The sequence below is a fragment of the Pseudomonas sp. PB105 genome (assembly GCF_009764655.1).
GTDB lineage: Bacteria > Pseudomonadota > Gammaproteobacteria > Pseudomonadales > Pseudomonadaceae > Aquipseudomonas > Aquipseudomonas cyclaminis.
Genome location: NZ_RWIO01000037.1, coordinates 1 through 20748 on the forward strand (window position 1 = coordinate 1; position 20748 = coordinate 20748).

A 20748-nucleotide genomic window follows, 5' to 3' on the forward strand; every position below is an offset into this window, starting at 1 on the left:
CGCTGGCCGAACGCAGGCTTGAATCCGTGGGTAACCCGGCAGGACGCCGGGTTAGCCGCGCTGGGCCAAGGATGGCCCATCGCGGCGGCCCACGGATTCAAGCCTTCGTTCGGGCACACCGAGCCTAAGCGAGGTGCCGAGTGTTGGGGCAAGAGCCCTTTGGTTACTTTGGGCTGGGCCGGCATTCCGGCTTTTCCAAAGTGACCCGCCGTAAGGGCGGAACCAATACCCGCCGTTACCCAAACAACGGATATGTACACAACCTCAGCCTAAACGGGCAGCGTAATCCCAAACGTATTCCCACCCCCCTCACTACGCACAAACACATCCCCCCCGTGCATCAGCGCAATTGCCTTGACGATCGCCAATCCCAACCCATGATTCGCCCCGCTGTTACTGCGCGACGCGTCCACCCGATAAAACCGCTCAAACAACCGCGGCAGATGCTCACTGGCGATCTCATCACCCGGGTTGGTCACCCCAATCGCCACAAACTGCTCCTGCACGCCGATATTCACCTCAATGACCCGCCCCGGCGCCGTGTGCTGCACCGCGTTGCTCAACAGGTTGATCAGCGCGCGGCGCAGGTGGGCTTTTTCGATCTGTACCTGCGCGTCACCGTGCACCTGAACCCGCACCTGGGCGTCTTCGAGAATGAAATCCAGGTAGTCGAGGGTGGTGGCTACTTCATCGGCCAGGGAGCTTTCGATCAGCTTGGTAGCCTTGCTGCCCTGGTCGGCGCTGGCGAGGAAGAGCATGTCGTTGATGATCGAACGCAAGCGTTCCAGCTCCTCCAGGTTCGACTCCAGCACTTCCAGATAATGCTCGGCCGAGCGCCCTCGGGTCAGCGCCACTTGGGTCTGCCCAATCAGGTTGGTCAGCGGCGAGCGCAGTTCATGGGCCACGTCGGCATTGAAGGACTCCAGTCGCGAGTAGGCCTGCTCAACCCGGTCGAGGGTGGAGTTGAAGGAATTGACGAATTGCTTGAGTTCCGGCGGCAATGGCGCCAGTTGCAGCCGTCCGGAGAGTTTGGGCGGCGCAAGTTTGCGCGCTTCATCCGAGAGTTTGCCCAGGGGCTTGAGACCAATGCGCGACACCCAGAACCCCAGCAGCGCAGCCAGCACCACGCCCACTAGCGCCAGGCTGATCAGTGCCACCAGCAAGTGATGCTGGGTGGCGCGGAAATTCTCGGTGTCGATGGCAATCATGAAGCGCAACGGCGGGCGTTGGTCCTTGGCGGGAAACTGGCTCACCAGCACTTTGAACGGATGAGAATGGCCAGGCAGGTGTAAATCGCGCTTGCCGCTGGGGCCCTCGGCGAAGGCGCGGATCTGCGCATCCGGCTCACCGTATTCGTAGCTCGGATCACTGCTGACCACCCAGAAGCGGATGCGCTTGTCTTCCTCACTCAAGAGTTTGAGTTTGGCCCTGATCTTCAGCCAATGGTCCGGCGTCCCGAAGCGGTTGATCGAAGACTCCAGCACGCTGTAGCGCGCATCCAGCTCTGCGCCCGGCAACAAACCGAGACTGCGGTCGACCTGCTGGTACAGCGCTCCGCCGATCAACACAAAGATCAGCAGCGCCACCAGGGTGAACATGCCGCTCAGGCGCAGGGCGATGGAATTAGACGACACTGCGGTTCTCCAGCACATAACCCATGCCGCGAATGGTGTGCAGCAGTTTGTGGTCGAACGGCCCATCCAGCTTGGCGCGCAGGCGCTTGATCGCGACCTCGACCACGTTGGCGTCGCTGTCAAAATTGATGTCCCAGACCATCTCCGCAATCGCCGTCTTGGACAGGATTTCACCCTGGCGCCGCGCCAGCACGCTGAGCAGCGAGAACTCCTTGGCGGTCAGATCCAGACGCACGCCATTGCGGCTGGCCTTGCGGCTGATCAGGTCGATCCACAGGTCGGCGACGGTGACCTGCACCGGCTCATGGCCGCCGCTACGCCGGGTCAGGGCTTGCAGGCGCGCCACCAGTTCGAGGAATGAAAACGGCTTGCCCAGGTAATCATCGGCGCCTTCGCGCAGCCCGCGAATGCGGTCTTCCACGCGCTCGCGGGCGGTGAGCATGATCACCGGCGTCTGCTTGCGTGCACGCAAGGCGCGCAGCACACCAAAGCCGTCGAGACCGGGCAGCATCACGTCGAGCACGATCACTGCGTAATCGTTCTCCAGCGCCAGGTGCAGTCCCTCGACACCTTCGCGGGCCACGTCGACGGTGTAGCCCTGTTCCGTCAGGCCGCGGTGCAGGTAGTCGGCGGTTTTTTCTTCATCTTCAACAATCAGTACGCGCATGACCCGCCTCAATATGTGGTCGCCAGCTCGGCAGCTGGTTTGGGCCGGTGGAAAAATCGCTCAAGGTACAAGTATATGACCGGCGTGGTGAACAGCGTCAGCGCCTGGCTCACCAGCAGGCCGCCGACCACGGCGATCCCCAGCGGCTGGCGCATTTCTGCGCCGGGGCCGCTGCCGAGCATCAGCGGCACTGCGCCGAGCAGGGCGGCGAGGGTGGTCATGATGATCGGGCGGAACCGCGTCACGCAGGCTTCGTAGATTGCTTCTTGCGGCGGCAAGCCACGCACGCGCTGGGCTTCCAGGGCGAAGTCGATCATCAGGATGCCGTTTTTCTTCACAATGCCGATCAGCAGCACCAGGCCGATCAGGGCCATGATCGAAAAGTCCTGGCCCATCAACCACAGCATGATCAACGCGCCCAAACCGGCCGAAGGCAAGGTGGAAATAATCGTCAGCGGGTGCACGAAGCTCTCATACAGCACCCCCAGAATGATGTAGACCGCCACCAGCGCCGCAAGGATCAGCCAAGGCTGGCTGGCCAGCGAGCTCTGGAACGCCTGGGCCGCGCCCTGGAAATTGCCGATGAGGGTCGCCGGCATGCCGATTTCATTCTTGGCCTGGTTGAGCATGATCACCGCATCACCCAAAGCCACGCCGGGCGCCAGGTTGAACGACAGGTTGGCGGCCGGGAACATGCCGTCATGGCTGATGGACAACGGCCCCACGGTGGGTGGGTCAACCTTGGCCAGCGCCGACAGCGGCACCATCTCGTTGGTCAGCGGTGAGCGCAGGTAGAAGTAGTTCAGGCTCTCGGCCTTGCCCCGTTGTTGGCTGTCCAGCTCCAGTACCACCTGGTACTGGTTGATCTCGGTCTGGAACTCGTTGATCTGGCGCTGGCCGAAGGCGTCATACAGCGCCTGGTCGACATCGGTGGCGGTCAGGCCAAAGCGCGCGGCGGCCTGACGGTCGATGCTGATGTGGGTAATGCTGCCGCCCAGTTGCAGGTCGTTGGACAGGTCGCGGAACGCCGGGTTGGCGCGCAGTTTTTCGGTGAGGCGCTGGGTCCAGGTGTTGAGCGTCGGGCCGTCGTTGCTCTTGAGCACGTATTGGTACTGGGCGCGGCTGGGGCCGGAGCTGAGGTTGATGTCCTGGCCGGCGCGCAGGTACAGCACGATGCCCGGCACCTTGGCCAGTTTCGGGCGGATGCGGTCGATGAACTGGCTGGCGGAGACATCACGATCACCCCGATCCTTCAGTGCAATCCAGAAGCGGCCGTTGGCGATGGTCTGGTTGCTGCCCGTCACGCCCACCGAATGGGAAAACGCCAGTACCGCCGGGTCATCCTTGACGATCTCGGCCAGGGCCTTGTGCTTGGCGACCATGTCCGGGTAAGACACATCGGCTGCGGCTTCGCTGGTGCCGAGCACAAAGCCGGTGTCCTGCACCGGAAAGAATCCCTTGGGAATAAACACGTAACCGACAACCGCCAGGGCCAGGGTCACCACGAAAATTGCCGCCATGGTGCGTTGATGGGCCAGTGCGCGGCGCAGGTTGCGCGCGTAGCCGGCGAGCAGGCGTTCGCTGAAACCGGGTTTGCCGTGGGCAGGGTGGGTCGGGGCGCGCATGAACAGCGCGGCCAGGGTTGGCGCGAGGGTCAAGGACACCACCACTGAAATCAGGATGGTCGAGGTCGCCGTCAGGGCGAACTCCTTGAACAGCCGCCCGACTACGCCGCCCATGAACAGCAGCGGAATAAACGCCGCCACCAGCGAGAAGCTGATGGACACCACCGTAAAGCCAATCTCGCCCGCGCCCTTGATCGCCGCTGCGCGTTTGTCGAGGCCTGCTTCCAGATGGCGGTGGATGTTCTCCACCACCACGATGGCGTCGTCCACCACAAAGCCCACGCTGATCACAATCGCCACCAGGGTCAGGTTGTTCAGGCTGAACCCCATCAGGTACATCAGCGCAAAACTGGCGACCAGCGACACACCCAGCACGCTGGACACGATCAGCGTCGCCGACAGTTGGCGCAGGAACAGCGCCATCACTGCTACCACCAGCAGGATCGCGATCAGCAGCGTCACTTCCACTTCATGCAGCGAGGCACGGATGGTCTTGGTGCGGTCGGTCAGCACGCTGACCTGCACCGACGCCGGCAGCATGCCTTGCAGGCGCGGCAGTTCGGCCTGGATGCGGTCCACGGTCTCGACGATGTTCGCGCCGGGCTGGCGCGAGATCACCAGGTTCACGCCGGGCGTATCCCCGGACCACGCTTGCACGTAGGCGTTTTCCGAACCGTTGATGACTTTGGCGATATCGCGCAGTTGAACCGGTGCACCATCCTTGTAGGACACGATCAGTTGGGCGTAATCCTCCGGGTGGAACAACTGGTCGTTGGTCGACAGAGTCGACACGCTGTTCTCCCCGTAGATCGCGCCCTTGGCCAGGTTGAGGCTCGATTGCTGGATCGCCAGGCGCACATCGGCCAAGGTCAGGCCGATGGCGGCGAGTTTGTCGGGCGAGGCCTGCACGCGGATCGCCGGGCGTTGCTGGCCGGTGATGTTGATCTGGCCGACGCCGTCGATCTGGCTGATCTGCCGCGCCAGCAGGGTTTCCACGTAGTCGCTCAGCTCGGTGCTGGGCATGCTGGCGGAGCTGACGCTGAGGATCAGCACCGGGCTGTCCGCCGGGTTGACCTTCTTCCAGGTCGGCAGGCTCGGCATATCGCTGGGCAGCTTGCCCGACGCCGTGTTGATCGCCGCCTGCACTTCCTGGGCGGCAGTGTCGATGCTCTTGTCGAGGGTGAATTGCAGGGTCAGCAGGCTTGAGCCCAAGGCACTGCTGGAGGTCATCTGGGTCATGCCGGGGATGGCGCTGAATTGCACTTCCAGCGGCGTAGCCACCGATGAGGCCATGGTGTCCGGGCTGGCGCCGGGCAATTGCGCGGTGACCTGGATCGTCGGAAATTCCGCCTCCGGCAGTGGGGCGATGGCCAGGCGCGGGAAGGCAATCATCCCGAGCAGCACCAGTGCGAAGGTCAGCAGCAGCGTGGCGACCGGGTGGTCGACGCACCAGGCTGACGGCGAACGGCTACCGGTCATGGCTGCACCTTGGCATCGACGGTCTGGATCACCTGCGGCGGCTCCTTGAGCACGTCCACCTGGGCACCGGCCTTGAGCCGCGACTGGCCATCGCTGACCAGCACATCACCGGCCTGCACACCCTTGATGATGTTCACATCGCTGTTTTGGTAGGTGACTTGCACCGGCACCACCTCAACCTTGTCGCCGTTGAGCCGGTACACGAAGTGCGAGTCCAGGCCGCGTTGCACTACGGTCGGCGGCACCACCAGCGCGTTTTTGTCGAGGGCGACCTGGATCTTGATGGTCACTAATTGCCCCGGCCACAGGCGCTGGGAGGCGTTGTTGAACTCGGCCTTGGCGCGCAGGGTGCCGGTGGTGGAGCTGATCTGGTTGTCGATCAGGCTCAAATGGCCTTCACCGAGCAAGTCACCGGTCTGGCCGTCGGTGTCGGCGCCCAGGTAGGCGTCGACGCTGGCCGGGGTGGTTGCAGCGATCAAGCCTTGCAGGGTCGGCAGCATCTGTTGCGGCAGCGAGAATTCAACGGCAATCGGGTCGATCTGGGTCACGGAGAACAAGCCCTGCGTATCGCTGGTGCGCAGGAAATTACCTGCGTCCACATTACGAATACCCACGCGGCCACTGACGGGAGAGCGGATCTGGGTGTAGGAAAGCTGTACCTGGGCCGAATCGATGGCGGCCTGGTTGCCTTGGACGGTGGCTTTGAGTTGGTTGACCAAGGCTTGTTGCTGGTCATAGGTCTGCTTGGACACGCCGTCGTCGACGCTCAATTCCTTGTAGCGCTTGAGGTTGACCAAGGCCACCTGCAATTGCGCCTGGCTCTCGCCCAGTTGCGCCTTGGCCTGGTCGAGGCTGGCGCGGATCGAGCGGTCATCGATGGTCGCCAGCAGGTCGCCGGCCTTGACCCGTTGGCCTTCCTTGACCAGCAATTGGGTGAGAATGCCGTCGACTTGCGGGCGAATCACCACGCTGTGCAGCGATAACACCGTGCCAATGCCGCTGACAAAACGCGGGATATCCTGTTGCGCCACGCTCACCACCCGTACCGGGATTGCGCTCGGTACTGCCAGCTTGGCCTTGGCCGGCCGGGTCAGCGCCCAGGCTGCAATCGCCGCGACCACGACGACACCCACAATCAGGGCGGTTTTTCGTTGAATCTGCATGGGTGAGGCGCCGGGGGCAAAGGATGGGGAGAGTGAGCGGTCTTTATAGCCCTTCAACCCGGTCAGCACGGTGACTGCTAACTGACAGCGCTGTCAGCAAACTCCGACCATTCGTACAGGCGGTGGTTAAAGATCTGAGGCGCGCAGGTATACTGCGCGCCACTGTGGCCCGCAAGCCGGCCCCGCATCATTTTTTGCACGCTCCGGAGCTTCCATGACTTCCCCGACACAACCCTCTGTTGAAGCGACCGACATCGTCGATCCGGCCAGCGCCGAAAGCGTTGAAAAAGCCGAGATCCCGGCGTTCAAGTTTCCGTTCAAGCCGGGTGAGCTGGCCGGGGCCAAGAATGCCGCCCAGCCTTGGTACAAAAACGGCGCCAAGAATGGCCACACCAAGTCACCGGGCATGGCACCACCGGGCACTCGTCGTTCGATGGGTAAACGCTGAGATTAACCCGTTGCACGTCGTGTCGACTGTTGCCTACAGCCTCCGCTGATATTTCTGATTGCAGGTCTACAGCCCTTTCTTGAAAGCTTGCACCGCCTTTGCTCTGTCCCCGTGATTCAAGGGGGAACAGGGCGGCGCTGGTCTTTCCGGAAAAGGACGTTTCCCGTGGCCCTGATACACATCTGTGTCATGTTTGCCCTGTTGCTTTCGGCTGATGCGCTCGCGGCCGCTGATCAACCGCGTCGCGAAATCCGTTTTGGGGTTGCTGCGCAATTCCCACCCTTCCAGAGCCGTAACCCGCAAGGGCAGTTGGTAGGCTTGAACATCGAGCTGGGCAATGCCCTGTGCGTGCAGTTGAATGCACGTTGCGTCTGGGTCGATCAGGTGCTTGTCGAAGACTTTCCCGCCCTCGAAGCCAGAAAATTCGACGCAATCATGGGGATGGCACCTACGCTGGAGCGGCGGCGTTCGGTCAGCTTCACCGATCACCTCTACCCCTTTACCACACGCCTGGTGGGCCGCAGCACATCCGGCCTGCTGCCCCAAGTAAAGTCGCTCAAGGGCAAGCGGATCGGCGTATTGCTGGGGAGCAACCGTGAAGCCTTTGCCCGGACGAAGTGGGCGCGCCGGGGCGTCATCATCAAGAGCTTCTGGCTCAATGACGATCTGGTGCGCAGTCTGGTGGCCGGCGAAATCGACGCAACCTTGCAAGGCACCGTAGAAATCCGTGAAGCCTTGCTCGACACCGACGAAGGCCGGGATTTTGACTTCCTCGGCCCACCCATTTCGGCGCCGCTGCTCGGCGATGGTGTAGCGATTGCGGTGCGTAAGCCCGACACCGCATTGCGCCAGGAGCTTAACTGCGCCCTCGAACAGTTGAAGCAGAGTGGTGAGTACCAGCGGATCATTCAATCCTACCGACTGGACGCTGCTCCCGCTGCGTCATGATGGCCAATAAGGCCTACGCAGCCCGCAACGAGATAAACGCATAATTGGCCGGCACCTGCGTGGCAATCTGCGCCCCTGCATCGAGTATCTGCTCGGCGATGTCCAGCCCGGACACATGAAACACCCACTCATTGGCCACGCGCGGCTGCTCAACCGCCAACTCGATCGCCTGGGCAAATGCGCCCATGTCCGGCAAGTACGCGGTAAACCCATCACCCTTGAGCGCCGTGGTGCGAATGCCCAGCAAGGCGCACACCGCTTCCTTGGTCTGCACATCGTCGCGGTCGGCCTGGCGCGAACGCTGGATCAGTATCGCGAGTTCCGGGTCCGCCAGTCCGCCGCCGACGATCAGCGCGGGGCCCTGCTCCCATGATTCCGGCGGGCAATCTTTGGCGGCAGGGTTGAGCGGGATATGCGGGTTGATCTCCATCGGGTAGATGCGGCACACCAATGGGCGACGCTCATAGATGCGGCACAGGTTGTCTTCGTCAAGATTCCGGCAGCGCCCGGCGTTATAGGCGGCAAAGGTAATGGCCACAAACGCTTCGGTGCTGCCGCTGGGCACCACCACCGAACGGCGCTCGGCGTGCTCGCGTTGCAGTTGGGGCAGGCCCAGTCCGTTACCGAGGAATCCCTCTACCAGAACAATGACGTTACCGCCGTCCGCCGCCCACATACGGGCTTCGGCAAGGGTCAGGGGGACGTGATGGTCGCTGCAGCATTTACCGCAACCAACGCAGGAAAAATGAGTGTTCATGGCGGATCTGTTACCAGGCTAGGTCAGAGGGCACGCAATCACGGTGACGGGTTTTTACCTCTTTGCACCGGTATGGCAGTCTGGAAGCAAGTTATGCGCCAGCGCCTGTCAGTCCTCTGCGACGACATCCCGCAGTACAAACACCATGCCTGCGCTTTCATACAGATGCCGGGCGCGCAGGTTGCTCTCCAGCACCTTGAGGTCCACATAGGGTTCGCCGCGTTGCTTGAACACCTGGAAAGTGTGCAGCAACAACGCGCGGCCCAGCCCCTGGCCTTGGGCGCACGGATGTATGGAGAGGTTCTTGATAAAGGCGCTGGTCCAGCACTGGGCCACGCCGAGAATACCGTCGGCGTTGCTGGCGACCAGGCACAGCGAGGGGTCGAATTCGGCATCAGTGACGAACTGTTGTCGCCATTCATCCAGGCTGGCGACACGGCCGCCGCCCTGCTCCTGGGTCATGCTCAGTACGGCGTGAATCGCCGGCGCCAGATCGGCACGGTAGTGGTCCAGCACGGTCCCGGCCGGCCATTGTGGCGCGGGCAGGCCGCCGGTGAGGTCGCGGCGCAGCAGTTGGTAATACGCCGCCATCGATTACAGGCCCTGTTGCGCCACGGTTTGCGCGGCCACCACCAGGCATTTGGTCAGCTCAGGGGAGGAGAACTTGGTCAGTACCGCATTGGCACCGGCCAGGCGCGCCTTTTCGCTGTTCATCGCGCTGTCCAGGGACGTGTGCAGCAATATGTACAGGTGCTGGAAGTCCGGCGTTTCACGCAGCGTGCGGGTGAGGGCGTAACCGTCCATTTCGGACATCTCGATATCCGAAACCACCACATTGATCTGCGCGGCAGTGCCTTGCAGCTCCAGCAGTACATCGATGGCTTCCTTGGCACTGCGCGCCGTGTGGCAGGTCAGGCCGAGGTTGCGCAGGGTATGCACGGACTGCTGCAGGGCGACCTGGCTGTCATCCACCACCAGGATTCGCGCATTGCCGAGCACTTCGGCTTCTTCCATGGTCAGGTCGGTCGGCGCCGCTTCAATCGGTGCCGGCGCGATGCCGTGGATGACTTTTTCGATATCCAGCACCTGCACGAGGCCGCCTTCCACCTGAGTCACCCCAGTGATGAATGCACGGTTGCCGCCGGAGCCGTAGGGCGGTGGGCGGATGTCAGTCGTCAGGCAGTGCACGATCTTGCTCACGGCCTGCACATGCAGGCCCTGTTTGGAGCGGCTCACGTCGGTGACGATCAGGCAGCCGCCGTCTGGATCTTCCAGAGGGCGTTCACCCAAGGCGCGGCTGAGGTCGATCACCGACAGCGAGGCACCGCGCAGGGTGGCGATGCCTTTGACGTTAGGGTGCGACTCCGGCAGCTTGGTCAGCGGCGGGCAAGGAATGATTTCACTGACTTTCAGCAGGTTGATGGCCATCAGCTTGCCGCTGCGCAAGGTAAAGAGCAGAAGCGAGAGGGAGTCTGCGCGGGCTTTGGTGGTGGACATAAAAACCTTCTGTGGATCAGGGATGACGATCTTCTATGGAAGGTTATCGACGTGAACACAGAAAACTGTAGGCGCCTTGCTTGTTGTTGCTCGCGCTGGAGTGCGCAGCGCTCCCAGGCTTTTGGGGCCGCTTCGCCGCCGAGCGGGAGCAAGCTCCCTCGCCACCGTTCGTGCCTACTGTCTTAGCCCTTCCACACCTGTGGGTTCACCAGATCCTGTGGGCGCTGGCCCAGCAGCGCGCTGCGCAGGTTGTCCAGGGCCCGGTTGGCCATGGCTTCGCGGGTCTCGTGGGTCGCCGAGCCGATGTGCGGCAGGGTCACCGCATTGCTCAGCTGGAACAACGGGGATTGCGCCAGTGGCTCTTGCTCGTACACATCCAGCCCGGCGCCCCGAATGGTCTGGTTCTGCAAGGCCTGGATCAGCGCCGGCTCGTCCACCACCGGGCCACGGGAGATGTTGATCAGGATCGCGCTGGATTTCATCAGCCCCAGCTCGCGGGTGCTGATCAGGTGACGGGTCTTGTCGCTGAGCGGCACCACCAGGCAGACGAAATCCGCCTCGGCCAGCAACTGGTCCAGGCTGCGCCACTGTGCGCCCAGCGCTTGTTCAAGTTCAAGCTTGCGGCTGTTGCCGCTATACAGGATCGGCATGTTGAAGCCCAGGCGCCCGCGACGAGCCACGGCCGCGCCGATATTGCCCATGCCGACGATGCCCAGGGTCTTGCCGTGCACATCGCAGCCAAACAAGGGGGCGCCAACGCTGGCTTTCCACTGGCCGGCCTTGGTCCAGGCGTCCAGTTCGGCTACCCGGCGTGCGCTGCTCATCAGCAGGGCGAAGGCCAGGTCGGCGGTACTTTCGGTGAGCACGTCGGGGGTGTTGGTCAGCATGATCCCGCGCTCGTTGAAGTACGGCACGTCGTAGTTGTCGTAGCCCACCGACACGCTGGACACCACCTCCAGCTTGCTCGCGCCTTCGAGCTGCGCACGGCCCAGCTTGCGACCCACGCCAATCAGGCCGTGGGCGTGGGGCAGGGCTTCGTTGAATTGCGCATTGATGTCACCCAGCTTGGGGTTGGGCGCGATCACCTCGAAATCCTGTTGCAGGCGTTCGATCATTGGCGGGGTGACGCGGCTGAAGGCGAGGACAGTCTTTTTCATGGCAGGCGGGCTCATCGACTACGGAAGAATGCCAAGCAAGCTAACATTCTTGCCCGCAATTGTCAGGACACCGCAGATCTAAAGCGGGCAGTGAAATTCGCCTGGTAGAAATCAGTTCGCCAACCGCGCGCCGCTGAGGCTGCCACTCAACTCGTACGCCACCAACTCCGCCTGATGCGCCGCCAGAATCTCCGGCAACGAGCCACGCAGGTATTCCACCCAGGTCTTGATCTTCGCATCCAGGTACTGGCGCGATGGGTAGATGGCGTACAGGTTCAATTCCTGGGAGCGGTAGTTGGGCATCACCCGCACCAGCGTGCCATTGCGCAAGCCTTCGATGGCCGCATACACCGGCAACAGGCCGATGCCCATGCCGCTGGTGATCGCGGTTTTCATCGCGTCGGCCGAGTTGACCAGGAATGGCGAGGTGTTGATCGCCACGCTTTCCTGGCCTTCCGGGCCGTTGAAGGTCCACTTGTCCAACTGAATCACCGGGCTGACCAGGCGCAGGCAGGCGTGGTTTAGCAGATCATGGGGGCGGTGGGCACAGCCCTTGGCCTTGACGTAATCCGGCGAGGCGCAGGCGATGCTGTAGGTGATGCCCAGGCGTTGGGACACAAACCCCGAGTCCGGCAGCTCACTGGCCAGTACGATGGACACGTCGTAGCCTTCGTCGAGCAGGTCCGGCACGCGGTTGGCCAGGGTCAGGTCGAAGGTTACGTCCGGGTGGGTGCGGCGGTAGCGGGCGATCGCGTCGATGACGAAATGCTGGCCAATCCCGGTCATGGTGTGCACTTTCAATTGCCCGGCGGGGCGTGCGTGGGCGTCGCTGGCTTCGGCCTCGGCTTCTTCGACATAGGCGAGGATCTGCTCGCAGCGCAGCAGGTAGCGTTTGCCGGCTTCGGTGAGGGCAATGCGCCGGGTGGTGCGGTTGAGTAGGCGGGTTTGCAGATGGGCCTCCAGATTGGAGACCGCGCGCGAGACGTTGGCCGTGGTGGTGTCCAGTTGCGCTGCGGCGGCGGTGAAGCTACCCGCTTCGGCCACACAACTGAAGGCGCGCATGTTTTGCAAGGTGTCCATGGAGTGTTCTCAGGGGAGATGGCAAATTGTGACATGAAGTTGCGCGCAGGTGTGTATCCGCTGGCCACTGCTCTTCCTGGGCATAAGCCTCCATGGCTCAAGACAAGGTCCAGGCCTTACAGACGTTCGCCTCATAGTGCGGCAGGTATTCCACCACCAGATGATTGAATGCCTCCCGCGCCTGGCTGCGGTTTTCAGCGGTAGGTGCTTGCAAGGCGGTCTGTGCATGTTGCGTCAGGGTTTCGACCGCCTGGGTCAGTGCCGGGCTGACGCGCTTGAGCGCATCCAGTTCTGCGCTCAACACCGTACCGTGTGCCTGTCGGGCGATGGTGTCGAGTAACCCATGCAGGTCATTGGCATGCCGCTGTACGTAATCATCCCAACCCGATCGTTGCCCAGGGGCGCCCAGGTAGCGGCGGGCGATTGGCAGCAGGTGATCCAGCGACTCGCTGCCCAATTGTTCCCGGACTAGGGTCTGGCGTGTGCGCAGGGACTGCGCTTCAACACCGCTTAAGTGCTCAAGCCTCTCTGGAAGCGCCAAGTCGCGGGATTTGTTCACCGTGTAGCGCGTGAGCAGCACCACCGGCTCTCCATGTTTGATCTTGACCAATATATGGGTGGACGGCGACTTATTGGGCATGAGCAGTGATTCGGTGATCGAGCGGATAAGGTTTTCCCAATCGAACGCCTGGTTTCCCAGGGCCGCCAAGACGTTTCGCAGGACTCCTTTCACAACGTTCATGGACTTGAGCGCAGCGATATCGATCTCCAGGTAATCGCCACTCAGGTGGGGGTCGTCCAGCTTTCGATGACTGTATGCGATCGTCACCCCTTTGCCGCCCTCGGCCTGCGACGAGGCCGTGGCAGATACGTAGCCACTGAGTATCTGGGCCTGGGTTGTCAGCTTGTACACTTTCAACGCCTCGGGCCGAAGCAGCGCCCGGTTCTGATGTATGACTTCGCGTAGGTGCTTATCCACATCGGGATCGATGCGCGAGTGTGTCTGAAGCAGCACATAGCGCTCCATCAAGGCTCGCGCTTGTCTGTTGCTCGCATGCAGGCTGGCATTCAGCTCGGATGCCAGCGCGCAGGTGCTGGCGTGTTGGGTGAATTGGTAGCTGTTGGACGTAACGTGGTTTTTCATGTCGTCCAGCAGCCTTGCCGGGGTATCGCCGTGGTGCGTCAGCGCCGCCAGTTGTTGCAAGGCCATTGCCGGCGCTGTTTCGTGCAGGCCGAGAATGTCCAAGGTTTTGTGTTGGTGGGTGCGGTGTAATGTCAGCGACAGGGCGCTGTTCAGCTTCAGGAAGCTGAAAAAATCAGCCGCCACTTTACTGCGAGCACTGAATGCGATGCCTGTTTCGGTCATGACCGGTGCAGGTGTGTTCTGTAGGCAGGGCAGTTCAACGTCTGGCAGGCCGGCACTGGCCAGCGCTTGCCTGAGATACGGTTGGCTCAGGGCAGAGTAAGCCCTGTCCCTTGGCAGATTGTAATGGTCACTCACGATGCTGCTCAGGTGCCGGGCCGTTTGACCGATGCTTTCGCTCAAGGAGGTACGGACAGAATGGCTGCGGGCGTCGGCGTAGTGCTCCAGGTTCGCGTACGTGCGGGACGAAACATGCCCAAGGGCGATTTGCTGGCGGGTCTGAGCTTTAGTCATGGTAGCCAGCGTTGATTTGAACGTGCCCTGCAGGGCAATCACCCGCGTGCTCTTGAGGTGCTGATCGTCAGTGATTTGCAGGCGGGAGTCAGCTGCCAGTTGCGGTCCGGCCTGGAGTTGTCGCGCCGGATCCAGCGCCACGTTGTAGCCAATATGACGGTGGTTGATGCGTTCGCCCCCGGCGCGAATGTAGGCAAGAGAAGGCAGCAACCGCTGGGTCAGGCGCTGGTGTCGCTCCTCACCGGCCGCCGCACGGAATTGCCATTTTAGGGCGCGACACAGCGTATGGTCTGCCTCGATCTGCGGATTTTCATGGCTGCGATGCCGGTCAAGCAAGCGCTCGGCTTTTTTGAAAAACGCGTAGAAACCTGCAAGCTCCTGCGTCGACACCTCTAACCTCGGTGCGCTGTGGGTCAGCGTGTAGTGCAGCGCTTCTATTGCTGATTGATCGCGATGATAGCCCGCAAGCAGTACGAGCTTCTCCAGCACCGTGTCGGCGATCCAGCGTACATCCCGTTGCAGAGGCAGCATGTCGGGGCGCAGAGGTTTGGGCGCTATGTGCAACTGCCTGCGCAACGCGTCGACAGTTTCTTGCGCTGGCGTGTGTACCCGACCTTGCGGGTTCAATATGCCGGGGACCGTCAGCATCGTGTGCTCCAGAGGCGGTGATGCTCCCTAGTGTGATACCCCTCGGTGCCGCGTGATGTAGGGCGAGTGCTGAGGCCATCGCTTCAATATCCGAACAATGTGCGCAGCCGCGTGGATTATCGCCCGAACGGTAACAAAGATTCACAGGAATGCCCGCTTATCGCCATTCCTCCCGCCGCCTAGAATTGCGCCACCTTCGCGCTTTACCACCTCAGGAATTCGCTTGCCGTGCCGCGTCGCATCAGCAGAGAGCTTAAGACTCTCAGTGTTTGGGCCTTATCGTTAGCAATCAGCGGCTGCATCGGAACCGGAGGAATCGCTCCCCAAGGCCACGCCTTGAGCGCCAATGCCCTGGCCACCGATGAAGCGATCCAGAGCGCCGCCCAGGACGCCCACTGGCCCACCGCACAATGGTGGCAAGCCTACGGCGACCCGCAGCTCAATCACTGGGTCGAACTCGCCACGCAAAGCAGCCCGAGCATGGCCATGGCCGCCGCGCGGGTGCGTGAAGCGCGGGCCATGGCCGGGGTTGCCGAGTCGGCTGAGTCGTTGCAGATCAATAGCGACACTAGCCTCAAGCGTCACAACTGGCCCAAGGATCAGTTCTACGGCCCTGGCGAATTGAGCGGTGCCAACACCTGGGACAACAATGCGTCCTTGGGCCTGAGCTACGCCCTCGACCTGTGGGGCCGCGAAAGCAATGCCACCGAGCGCGCCGTCGACCTGGCCCACATGAGCGCCGCCGAAGCACGCCAGGCCCAACTTGAACTGCAGAACAACGTGGTGCGCGCCTATATCCAGCTGTCGTTGCATTACGCCAACCGCGATATCGCCGCCGCCACGTTGGCCCAGCAAGAGCAGATTCTTGACCTGGCCAACAAACGCTTGAACGCCGGTATCGGCACGCATTTCGATGTGAGCCAGGCCGAAACCCCGCTGCCTGAAACCCATCGTCAACTGGACGCCCTCGACGAGGAAATCGCTCTGAGCCGTAACCAGTTGGCGGCGTTGGCGGGCAAAGGTCCGGGGGAGGGCGCGCAGTTGCAACGCCCAAGCCTGTCCCTCGCCGCGCCGCTTAAGCTGCCATCCGCGTTGCCCGCGCAATTGCTCGGCCAGCGCCCGGATGTAGTTGCCAGCCGCTGGCAAGTGGCGGCCCAGGCGCGGGGCATCGACGTGGCGCACGCCGGCTTCTACCCCAACGTCGATCTGGTCGGCAGCCTCGGCTACATGGCCACCGGCGGCGGCATGCTGGCGTTTCTGGCGGGCAAGAAATTCAATTACAACGTCGGCCCGGCGATCACCTTGCCGATCTTCGACGGCGGCCGCTTGCGTGCCGAGCTGGGCGAGGCCAGCGCTGGTTACGACATCGCCGTGGCGCGCTACAACCAGACGCTGGTCACTGCGCTCAAGGGCATCAGCGACCAGTTGATCCGCCGCGAATCCCTGGACAAGCAACAAGGCTTCGCCGCGCAATCGGTGGCCTCGGCGCAGAAAACCTATGACATCGCGATGATCGCCTACCAGCGCGGCCTTACCGATTACCTCACTGTGCTCAACGCCCAGACGTTGCTGTTGCGCCAGCAACAGATCGAGCAGCAAGTCCAGGCGGCGCGCCTGAGCGCCCATGCCGAACTGGTGACCGCCTTGGGCGGCGGCCTTGAAGCAGGCCAGGACGCACCGCAAAACGCCAAGACCCTCCCGAGCAAAACCCCGGCGGCCCTTGCCGTATTCGATCACTGAGTAGGTTGTGATGACTCCCTTGCCTGCACCGCTGCGCTGGCTGCACTCCCTTGAGTGGCGCCGTGGCTTTTTCGACTGGGCACGCAGCGACGGCGTGACCTGGGTGTATATCTTCAAGGTGTTGATTGCGGCGTTTCTCACCCTGTGGCTGGCCATGCGCCTGGAACTGCCGCAACCGCGCACCGCCATGATCACAGTGTTTATCGTGATGCAGCCGCAGAGCGGCCAGGTGTTCGCCAAGAGCTTTTACCGCTTCCTCGGCACCCTGACGGGCTCGGCGGTCATGGTGTTGCTGATCGCCTTGTTTGCGCAAAACACCGAACTGTTTCTCGGCGCCCTGGCGATCTGGGTCGGCATCTGCACGGCCGGGGCGACGCGCAACCGTAACTTTCGCGCCTATGGCTTTGTGCTGGCCGGCTACACGGCGGCGATGGTCGGCTTGCCGGCGCTGGCCCATCCGGACGGCGCTTTTATGGCGGCGGTATGGCGGGTGCTGGAAATTTCCCTGGGGATCATCTGTTCCACCCTGGTCAGCGCCGCGATTTTGCCGCAGACCGCCAGCGCTGCCATGCGTAATGCGTTGTATCAGCGCTTTGGCGTGTTCGCGCTGTTCGTCACCGATGGCCTGCGCGGGCGCAGCCAGCGTGACGGCTTCGAGGCCAGTAACGTGCGCTTCATCGCCGAAGCCGTTGGCCTGGAAGGGCTGCGCAGCGTCACCGTGTTCGAAGACCCGCATATGCGCCGACGCAACGGTCGGCTCAGTCGCCTCAACAGCGAATTCATGAGCATCACCACGCGCTTCAACGCCTTGCACCAGTTGCTGGAACGGCTGCGCACGGATGCTGCGGATCATGTGGCGGCGGCGATCAAGCCCGGCCTGCAAGACCTTGCCGAAGTACTCGATGGGTTCTCCGGCCGCGCTCTCACCAGCCCCGACGCTGCACGGCTGGTCAACCAACTGAGCATTTATAAAGACAGCCTGCCGGCCAAGGTGCGCAGCCTGCGCACGGCCTTTCAGGAAGGCGACCCGACTGAAGCCGAACAACTGGATTTCCACACCGCCTACGAGCTGCTTTACCGCTTCGTCGACGACTTGCACAACTATGCGCAAACCCACGCCTCCCTCGCCGATCACAGCCACGCACGGGAAGACTGGGACGAAGCCTATACGCCGAAGACCAACTGGCTGGCCTGCGCCGCTTCGGGGATTCGCGCGTCATTCATCCTGATTGTGCTGGGCAGTTATTGGGTGGCAACCGCCTGGCCCAGCGGCGCCACCATGACCCTGATCGCGGCCGCCACCGTCGGCTTGTCCGCCGCCACGCCCAACCCGAAACGCATGGCGTTCCAGATGGCCTGCGGCACGTTGATCGGGGCGTTGGTGGGGTTTGTCGAAATGTTCTTCGTGTTCCCCTGGATCGACGGCTTCCCGCTGCTGTGCGTGATGCTCGCGCCGGTGATCATCTTCGGTGCTTTCCTCGCCTCACGCCCGCAATACGCAGGCGTTGGCGTGGGCCTGTTGATCTTCTTCAGCACCGGCTCGGTGCCGGACAACCTCACGGTCTACAACCCGTACACCTTTATCAACGACTACATCGCCATGATCCTCGGCATGCTGGTGTGCGCCGCCGCCGGTGCGATCATCCTGCCGCCCAACAGCCGCTGGCTGTGGCGGCGCCTGGAGCAGGACCTGCGCGAACAAGTGGTGTACGCCATCAGCGGCAAACTCAAGGGCTTGGCGTCGAGTTTTGAAAGCCGCACCCGTGACCTGTTGCACCAGGCCTACGGCCTCGCCGTCGGACAGCCGCAGGTGCAGCGCGATCTGCTGCGCTGGATGTTCGTGGTGCTGGAAGTCGGCCACGCGATCATTGAGTTGCGCAAGGAACAGGCGATCCTGCCGGTACACCCGGCGTATGCCGAATCCCAGCCATGGCGCCAGGCGATCCGCGTGATGGGGCGCTCGCTGGTACGGCTGTTCCTGCAGCCCAGCGCGAGCAACCTGGAACGCGGCCTCATTGCCGTCGACCATGCGATCAGCCGCGTACAGGCCACCGACGAGCCCTTCGCCCCGCACTTCGACACTTCGGCCCTGCGCCGGGTGAAAAGCTACCTGCACTTTATCCGGACCTCGTTGCTCGACCCGCAGTCACCGCTGGCGGCTCTCAAAGGAACCCCGAATGCCCCGTGAAATCGCATTCCACGGCATCTATATGCCGACCATGACCCTGATGTTCCTGATCGCGGCGGCGCTTGCCTGGGCGCTGGACCGCTTTCTGGCCGGCTTCGACCTGTACCGCTTTTTCTGGCACCCGGCGTTGCTGCGCCTGAGCCTGTTCGTTTGCCTGTTCGGCGCCCTGGCGCTGACCGTCTACCGTTGAGAATGCCCCGATGAAAAAGTTTTTCAGCCTGCTCGCCACCTTGCTGGTACTGGCCTTGGCGATCTGGATAGGCCGCACATTGTGGGTGCACTACATGCAAACCCCATGGACCCGCGATGGCCGTGTGCGCGCCGACATCATCAACGTAGCCGCCGACGTGACCGGCGAAGTGGTCGACGTGCCGGTGCGCGACAACCAGTTGGTGAAAAAGGGCGACCTGCTGATGCAGATCGACCCCGAGCACTACCGCATTGCGGTCAAGCAGGCGCAGTCGCTGGTGGCTTCGCGCAAAGCCACCTGGGAAATGCGCAAGGTCAACGCGCATCGCCGTGCCGACCTCGACGCCCTGGTGATCTCCAGGGAAAACCGCGACGACGCGAGCAACATCGCCGACTCGGCCCTGGCCGACTACCAACACGCGCTGGCACAGCTGGAAGCCGCCGAACTCAACCTGAAACGCACCCAGGTAGTGGCGGCCGTGGATGGCTACGTCACCAACCTCAACGTGCATCGCGGCGACTACGCGCGCATCGGCGAAGCCAAGATGGCCGTGGTCGATATGAACTCGTTCTGGGTGTACGGTTTCTTTGAAGAAACCAAGCTGCCCCATGTGAAAGTCGGTGACAAAGCCGATATGCAATTGATGAGCGGCGAAACGTTGAAGGGGCATGTAGAAAGCATCTCGCGTGGTATCTACGACCGCGACAACCCCGAGAGCCGCGAGCTAATTGCCGATGTGAACCCGACCTTCAACTGGGTGAGGCTGGCCCAGCGCGTGCCGGTGCGGATTCATATCGATGAAGTGCCAGACGGAGTGTTGTTGGCGGCGGGGATTACGTGCACGGTGATCGTTGACCAGACACGAAACTAAATTGTGGGAGCTGGCAAGCTCCCACATTCGTTTTTTGTTGATAGGCAGATCGGGCTTTGTCTCAGATGAGGACTTAGGCTCTGATTTTTCGTCGACGCCTGACCCGCAACATACTGACGTAGCGGCGGTGGTTTCTTGTGTGGAGTAGGAACAACCAGAACAGCGCTTGAAATAAAGGAAACACTGCAAACATCGTCACTCGTTGGTTACCCAGGTAGTCGGCCGCAAGCATAGCGTTCAACGCTGCGACGCCCACCAGTAGGACAGGGCCAAAACGGAACCCCGCCGCCACCAGCGCCATCCCAATGCAGATGACCAGTAGTAATACAAGAGCCGCCAAAACCGCATATTCGCTTGGCAGGTAATATATTCGGGCGTAATACGACAGGCTATGTGACAAGTTGCCGGAAGTACTGACGAGGCTCATTGATACCCCCATACCCACCGTGAACGCAAAACGTCGGGTGTAATAACGTAAAGTTCGGGGATCCTGGGCGCTGATAACGTCATTGCTCATGGCTGCCGAACTCCTCATAAATCCCAATTACGAGAGAATTGACGTTTCCGGACAGGCCACTGCCAGTGACCGCCAGAGCGGCGCCCACTTGATCGGCTAACTGAGTGAGGAGGTCCTGACGTAATTGGGCATTGCTGAAGCGCTTGGGGAGTGCCCATAGATGCGACTCGCGCGGCGAGTTTGCCACCCATTGCGCATAATCATCGGCAGCCATCATCGGTCCTGTGACCTCCCGCAGAATCACCCGCTTGGGTTTGATACTGCACAGCGGTACAAACTCACGTAGCACAGTCACCTGATAATCACTGCCGATATGCACCAGACCTGCCCCGACAATGGCCGGGTCGGCGTCAACGGTTCGATAAAGTTTGGGCAGGTCCAGCAGGCTGGTCAGCCGCTGGCGAGTCGTGGTGTGCGCATCCGGCACACCGCTTCGCATAAAATCCCTTGGCATCCTTTCACCTGTGAGTAGACAGAGGTGA

General features: G+C 61.9%; 17 protein-coding genes and 2 pseudogenes. 7 read left to right on the top strand and 12 right to left on the bottom strand.

What is annotated here, in order from left to right; all coding sequences use genetic code 11:
- Positions 1-204, top strand: a pseudogene (locus EJD88_RS27080) (hypothetical protein); the annotation flags it as partial.
- Positions 205-269: 65 nt separating this feature from the next.
- On the opposite strand, the gene EJD88_RS08170 reads toward EJD88_RS27080, so the two are convergent.
- Genes EJD88_RS08170 through EJD88_RS08185 form a run of 4 tightly spaced genes read right to left on the bottom strand, consistent with a single transcriptional unit; the run spans position 270 to position 6568 of the window.
- Positions 270-1634: a heavy metal sensor histidine kinase gene (locus EJD88_RS08170; RefSeq protein ID WP_158877630.1), complete on the bottom strand. Its 1365-nt coding sequence runs from the start codon at positions 1632-1634 to the stop codon at positions 270-272.
- Entirely contained in the window at positions 1624-2301 is a 678-nt protein-coding gene (locus tag EJD88_RS08175; protein ID WP_099584921.1) for a heavy metal response regulator transcription factor, read from the bottom strand. The genes EJD88_RS08170 and EJD88_RS08175 overlap by 11 nt, the downstream gene beginning before the upstream one ends.
- An 8-nt stretch (positions 2302-2309) precedes the next feature.
- A complete protein-coding gene (locus EJD88_RS08180; RefSeq protein ID WP_158877632.1) occupies positions 2310-5405 on the bottom strand; it encodes a multidrug efflux RND transporter permease subunit in 3096 nt (1031 codons plus the stop codon).
- Positions 5402-6568 carry an efflux RND transporter periplasmic adaptor subunit gene (locus tag EJD88_RS08185; RefSeq protein WP_158877634.1) on the bottom strand — a complete coding sequence of 389 codons (1167 nt, stop codon included), beginning with the start codon at positions 6566-6568 and terminating at the stop codon, positions 5402-5404. The genes EJD88_RS08180 and EJD88_RS08185 overlap by 4 nt, the downstream gene beginning before the upstream one ends.
- A gap of 214 nt (positions 6569-6782) precedes the next feature.
- Between EJD88_RS08185 and EJD88_RS08190 the strand changes: the two genes are divergently transcribed.
- Together EJD88_RS08190 and EJD88_RS08195 are read left to right on the top strand one after the other, a co-directional pair.
- Positions 6783-7016, top strand: coding sequence for a hypothetical protein (locus EJD88_RS08190; RefSeq protein ID WP_099584924.1), 234 nt, complete (start codon positions 6783-6785; stop codon positions 7014-7016).
- A gap of 165 nt (positions 7017-7181) precedes the next feature.
- Entirely contained in the window at positions 7182-7964 is a 783-nt protein-coding gene (locus EJD88_RS08195; protein ID WP_158877636.1) for a transporter substrate-binding domain-containing protein, read from the top strand.
- A 13-nt stretch (positions 7965-7977) separates the two neighbouring features.
- On the opposite strand, the gene EJD88_RS08200 is transcribed toward EJD88_RS08195, so the two are convergent.
- From EJD88_RS08200 to EJD88_RS08225, 6 genes are all read right to left on the bottom strand, one after another.
- Entirely contained in the window at positions 7978-8721 is a 744-nt protein-coding gene (locus EJD88_RS08200) for a YkgJ family cysteine cluster protein (RefSeq protein ID WP_158877638.1), read from the bottom strand.
- 108 nt (positions 8722-8829) lie between these two features.
- A complete protein-coding gene (locus EJD88_RS08205; protein WP_112193540.1) occupies positions 8830-9312 on the bottom strand; it encodes an N-acetyltransferase in 483 nt (160 codons plus the stop codon).
- Between the two features lie 3 nt (positions 9313-9315).
- On the bottom strand, positions 9316-10218 hold the full coding sequence (locus EJD88_RS08210) for a chemotaxis protein CheV (protein WP_099584928.1): 903 nt from the start codon (positions 10216-10218) through the stop codon (positions 9316-9318).
- Between the two features lie 182 nt (positions 10219-10400).
- On the bottom strand, positions 10401-11375 hold the full coding sequence (locus EJD88_RS08215) for a D-glycerate dehydrogenase (RefSeq protein ID WP_112193542.1): 975 nt from the start codon (positions 11373-11375) through the stop codon (positions 10401-10403).
- 111 nt (positions 11376-11486) lie between these two features.
- On the bottom strand, positions 11487-12455 hold the full coding sequence (locus EJD88_RS08220) for a LysR family transcriptional regulator (protein WP_112193544.1): 969 nt from the start codon (positions 12453-12455) through the stop codon (positions 11487-11489).
- Positions 12456-12552: 97 nt separating this feature from the next.
- On the bottom strand, positions 12553-14760 hold the full coding sequence (locus tag EJD88_RS08225) for a hypothetical protein (protein ID WP_158877640.1): 2208 nt from the start codon (positions 14758-14760) through the stop codon (positions 12553-12555).
- Between the two features lie 228 nt (positions 14761-14988).
- On the opposite strand from EJD88_RS08225, the gene EJD88_RS08230 reads away from it, so the two are divergent.
- Genes EJD88_RS08230 through EJD88_RS08245 form a run of 4 tightly spaced genes read left to right on the top strand, consistent with a single transcriptional unit; the run spans position 14989 to position 19749 of the window.
- A complete protein-coding gene (locus EJD88_RS08230) occupies positions 14989-16500 on the top strand; it encodes an efflux transporter outer membrane subunit (RefSeq protein WP_099584932.1) in 1512 nt (503 codons plus the stop codon).
- A 10-nt stretch (positions 16501-16510) separates the two neighbouring features.
- On the top strand, positions 16511-18688 hold the full coding sequence (locus EJD88_RS08235; protein ID WP_099584933.1) for an FUSC family protein: 2178 nt from the start codon (positions 16511-16513) through the stop codon (positions 18686-18688).
- Complete coding sequence (locus EJD88_RS08240; RefSeq protein ID WP_027604741.1) at positions 18678-18878, top strand: DUF1656 domain-containing protein; 201 nt, start codon at positions 18678-18680, stop codon at positions 18876-18878. Before EJD88_RS08235 ends, EJD88_RS08240 begins: the two co-directional genes overlap by 11 nt.
- Before the next feature lie 10 nt (positions 18879-18888).
- The gene (locus tag EJD88_RS08245; protein ID WP_099584934.1) at positions 18889-19749 is read left to right on the top strand and encodes an HlyD family secretion protein; all 861 of its coding nucleotides are present in this window, start codon (positions 18889-18891) and stop codon (positions 19747-19749) included.
- A 73-nt stretch (positions 19750-19822) separates the two neighbouring features.
- Here the strand turns inward: EJD88_RS08245 and EJD88_RS08250 are convergent, their stop codons facing one another.
- Together EJD88_RS08250 and EJD88_RS08255 are read right to left on the bottom strand one after the other, a co-directional pair.
- Positions 19823-20266 (bottom strand): hypothetical protein, encoded by a 444-nt coding sequence (locus EJD88_RS08250; protein WP_256595576.1) that lies wholly within the window; start codon positions 20264-20266, stop codon positions 19823-19825.
- Positions 20256-20748, bottom strand: a pseudogene (locus tag EJD88_RS08255) (NAD synthetase); the annotation flags it as partial. The gene EJD88_RS08250 and the pseudogene EJD88_RS08255, both read right to left, overlap by 11 nt.